The sequence below is a fragment of the Sphaerochaeta sp. UBA5836 genome, from assembly GCF_002432845.1.
Lineage (GTDB): Bacteria > Spirochaetota > Spirochaetia > Sphaerochaetales > Sphaerochaetaceae > Sphaerochaeta.
Genome location: NZ_DJGW01000030.1, coordinates 10,007 through 14,184, shown reverse-complemented (window position 1 = coordinate 14,184; position 4,178 = coordinate 10,007). Strand labels below are relative to the sequence as shown.

Genomic DNA, 4,178 nt, shown 5'->3' with positions numbered 1-4,178 from the left:
AAAACTTATCCAGTTATTTTTTTGTACACAATTAGATTGACGAAGCAGGAATTTCCTTTTACTCTTAGTGGAGAGTGAATAAGGAGGCATCATATGCCCAAATGTATACAAAACAGCTTATCCGACCAAGTTTATACCATGCTCAAGGACCAGATTCTGTCCGGACAACTGAAGGGGGGGATGAAGATTCCTGAAGAATCGCTGGCTGAACAATTCGGCGTTTCCCGTACTCCCATCCGCGAGGCCATCAGACGCTTGGCTGAGTATGGTTTGGTCACCATCAAACCCAGAAGTCATGCAACCGTATCAGCCATCACCGAGCAGGAAGCAAATGATATCGCCCGTGTTCGTGTCGCCTTGGAGCAGCTTGCCATCGATTCCATCGATGAAGCCTCATATTCCAGAAACGTCAAGGAACTTTCCCGCTATGCAGCCGATTGCCAATACGCCATGGGCATCGGGGACAGGGCGACGGTGTTTGAGCAGGACAGCCTGTTTCACCTGGCCTTGGTCCGTTCATCGGGGAACAGCGCACTCATCAGCATCTGCGAACGCCTGGATGCAAAAATCCAGCAGCTTCGCATCGCCCAGAACCTTCCTGATGACGAGCTCTCCTACTACCTCGGCCAGCATGCACAGATGATGACGCTGCTGAAGAACGGGGATAAGGAAGCCTGCAAGAGAATGCTGTATGAACACATCACCCACGATTTGACCAGCCATGTCGGGAGCCGGAACGCATGAAACGAGAGGAAATAATCATCACCTATGGGTCAAATGCATCGCTGATGACCAAGGCGCTTTTGCAGCGCATCGACTTTGAGGCATTGCTTCCTGACAAACAGGCATCCATTGCACTCAAGCCCAATCTGGTCGTAGCAGTAACAGCCGACAGCGGAGCTACGACCCATCCTGAGATTGTGGTTGCCATCATCGAGCATCTCCAAGGCCTGGGGTATCGCACCATACGCATTGTCGAGAGTGCCTGGGTGGGCGATTCCACCAAAGAGGGATTCCGGGTCAATGGGTACAACCAGATCAGCAAACAGTACAAGGTGCCCTTGGTGGATGTAAAGGATGATGAGTATGTAAAAAAGACAGTGGACGGCATTACCATGGAGGTCAGCAGGACCATCCTTGAGACGGACTTTCTCATCAGCCTCCCTGTACTGAAGGGACACTGCCAGACTGCGATGACCTGTGCCTTGAAGAACATGAAAGGGGTGCTCTCCGATCGTTCAAAACGGCTTTTCCATACTCTCGGTCTCAATCGACCCATAGCCGCCCTGAACAAAGTCAGAGCTGCTGATCTCATCATTGTGGACAGCCTCAACGGCGACCTCGACTTCGAGGAAGGGGGCAATCCGGTTGAGACGAACCGGATGTTCGCATGCCGCGACAGCGTCTTGTGCGACAGCTACGGGGCAAGCCTGATGGGCTTTGAGAATCAGGACATCCCCTATATTGGACTGGCGGAAGGCCTGGGTGTCGGGTCGGCCGACCTCTCCAAGGCCGTACTGGTACAACTCAACGAACCAAGCGACGAGGCTCCGTCCAAACCGAGTGGAAGAGCCAATTATCTTGGCAAATTCACCGAGCCCGACAGTGCATGCTCGGCCTGCTACGGGAATCTCATCCATGCTCTCAAGCGTCTCGATGAGGTGAACCGCCTTAAGAATTTGAAGACACCGATTTGTATCGGCCAAGGCTACAAGGGCAAAACCAACCCTTCCAAGGTTGGGGTGGGAATCTGCACGCGGGGACTTGGGAAAAGCCTCCCCGGGTGTCCCCCGAAGGCTATTGATATGATCAGGTTCATCAAGGAGCTAGAGTAGCGTTCGTGCAAGAGAATCGATGATCGCCCAGTCCTTGGCTGTAATCACAAGGTCTTGAGCCTTGCTGTTCTCCTCGATCTGGTTGGGTTTTCTTGCCCCGCACAGAACGTTCATGGTACCGGTTGCCTGTCTGGTCCATGCAATGACCAGATTTCCCACACGTGTGTTGTAGGTATCTGCCATGGTTTCAAGCGAGGTGAGCAGCGTCATCACCTTGGGCCGGTTCTCCATCTTGTACCAGGCTACCGATGCCTTGGCTGTCCCTACAACATTCTGTGAAAGTGCTGCTTTTCCGGTCAACACACCGCGTTCAAGCGGGCTGTAAGCCTGGAAGGTGATACGGTTCTCTGCACAATAGGAAGCAAGATCGGCTTTATCTCTCCAAAGCATGCTGAAACGCTCCTGCACCAAAGAGGGGGTTCCAAATTTCTGGTACTCCTTCAACTCCTCAAGGCTGACGTTGCAGGCTCCATAGCTGCGGATTTTTCCCTGCTGCTTGAGCAGTTCAAAGACTTCGATGGTCTCTTCAATCGGTGTATGGAACGGAGGAATCGACTGCCAGTGGGTCAACAGCAGATCGATATAGTCGGTCTTGAGCCGCCCAAGGCTCTCTTCCACTTGCTTGATGATACTCTGCTTACCCAGGTTGCGCCGAATTGTGACACCGTCACGGCTTTTATGCACCGACCCTTCATCATCGTTTCCCCAGACCAAACCACATTTGGTGGCCAATACCGCCTGATGGCGTTTGCCTGCCAAGGCATCGCCAAGCAGCTGCTCGCTCAGCCCGTTGCCGTAGGCGGGGGCGGTGTCGATGAAGTTGATGCCAAGCTCGAGAGCGCGGTGTACCGTTTTTACCGCAAGGACGGGATCACTTTCACCCCAACTGTCCCCTCCCCCCATGGCCCAGGTTCCCAGGGCGATGGGAGAGACTTCGATATCGGTGGTGCCCAGTTTCATTGTACGCTCCTCCAGGCAGCCAACAGCGTTCTTTTGGCATTGGCAACAACCAGATCGGCATCCTCCCCTGCTTGGGGTTTCACCTCAAAGGAGAGGATATTCGAGCTGTCTTCAGCCAGATATCCGATGTCCTTCATTTTCTGCAGGAAGGAAGCGAGATACTCGGTGTCGTTCTCACTGCCGGGGTAACCGAAGCGAGGATGGTAGTCGCCATAGCTGGGGTGAGTCGGGTTGCTGATCAGGGTATTTCCAACATGAACATGATGGATGTAGGGAATAATGGGATCCACAGCCTCATCGATGGTCTCCCCAATCATCGGGATATGGGAACAGTCGATCATGATGCCGAAATTGTCATACTCGCTGCACATAGCCTGTGCATACTGTCTGACCAAGGAAGAAGGTCCAAGCAAGGATTTCTTATCGATGGTGTGGTCGAAAACTTCCAGCACCACCGGCATGGTGCCTTTGCTCTTGGCATACGCACATATCTCTTTTGTGCTTGCGAGTAAAGCCTTGAGATAGGCCTGTTCTTTCCCGGCTTCATAGCCGCGGGAAAGGAACTGAAACTCAGAGCATCCCAACTCATATGCTTCATCGATTCCTTCCTTGAGGGCGGAAACAGCTTGTGCCCGTTCGCTCTCATCAAGACTGTTGATATTCAGCTTCCGGGAAAAAAGCAGTGAATGACCGCTGAAGGTAGAAGTGCAGTGAGCGGTTGCCATCATGGCCGAGACTTCGTCTTTCAGACTTGCAAACGGCAAGGAGCCGAGTTCCACGACATTGAAGAAAGGATCGACCAGTATTCTTTTCAGTGATGCCTTGTACTCCTCCTCGCTTTTGAGGCAGCCGGGATAGGCCATCGAAAGCACAATACCAAGGTCGCAGTAGTTGTGGATACTGTCCTTCATGTCACATCTCCTCAAGCATCTGTTTCACTTTCTCACAGCAAAGTATCGGGGAGGCAAGAACCGGAACTCCTGCAATCTCCTGTGCCTGCTGTTGCAGATGACCCATGGAAGCCTGGGCGAGGACAATACAGTCAAAGCCTTTGACCTCTCGGATCATCTCAAGAACAAGACGGTCGTGGGTGGCCATGTCACCGGCACGCATTGCGGTATAGGCAGGTTCATGGTCCTGGGCATCCACTTCAATTTCCACACCGGCAAGGTTTGCTTCCTGCTCCAGCTTTGCAATGGTCGGCTTGAGGGTGCTCATGGCAGTTGCCACAACCTTGATCCGTTTGCCGGTGCGAACCGCCTGCTCGGTCATTGCATCGTCTATTGCAACGACGGGAACGTTGATGAACGGGCGGATGAGCTGCACAGCCGGGGTGAGCGTTGAACATGTGACAACTATCAGGTCGGCCTTGGTGAGTTCACA

At 52.9% G+C, this 4,178-nt stretch carries 5 protein-coding genes; 2 read left to right on the top strand and 3 right to left on the bottom strand.

The features are described from left to right. The first annotated feature begins 93 nt into the window (after positions 1-93). Complete coding sequence (locus tag B3F49_RS02485) at positions 94-744, top strand: GntR family transcriptional regulator (protein WP_293908822.1); 651 nt, start codon at positions 94-96, stop codon at positions 742-744. Further along, positions 741-1,835, top strand: a complete 1,095-nt coding sequence (locus B3F49_RS02480) for a DUF362 domain-containing protein (protein WP_293908820.1) — start codon at positions 741-743, stop codon at positions 1,833-1,835. The genes B3F49_RS02485 and B3F49_RS02480 overlap by 4 nt, the downstream gene beginning before the upstream one ends. Here the strand turns inward: B3F49_RS02480 and B3F49_RS02475 are convergent. The 3 genes from B3F49_RS02475 to B3F49_RS02465 form a co-directional block, all read right to left on the bottom strand. Continuing rightward, positions 1,827-2,795: an aldo/keto reductase gene (locus B3F49_RS02475; RefSeq protein ID WP_293908819.1), complete on the bottom strand. Its 969-nt coding sequence runs from the start codon at positions 2,793-2,795 to the stop codon at positions 1,827-1,829. The two genes, B3F49_RS02480 and B3F49_RS02475, sit on opposite strands and share 9 nt — an antisense overlap. After that, positions 2,792-3,706 carry a TIM barrel protein gene (locus B3F49_RS02470; protein WP_293908818.1) on the bottom strand — a complete coding sequence of 305 codons (915 nt, stop codon included), beginning with the start codon at positions 3,704-3,706 and terminating at the stop codon, positions 2,792-2,794. The genes B3F49_RS02475 and B3F49_RS02470 overlap by 4 nt, the downstream gene beginning before the upstream one ends. 1 nt (position 3,707) lies before the next feature. Then, positions 3,708-4,178: aspartate/glutamate racemase family protein (locus B3F49_RS02465; RefSeq protein ID WP_293908817.1), on the bottom strand; the 471-nt coding region annotated here is incomplete at its 5' end.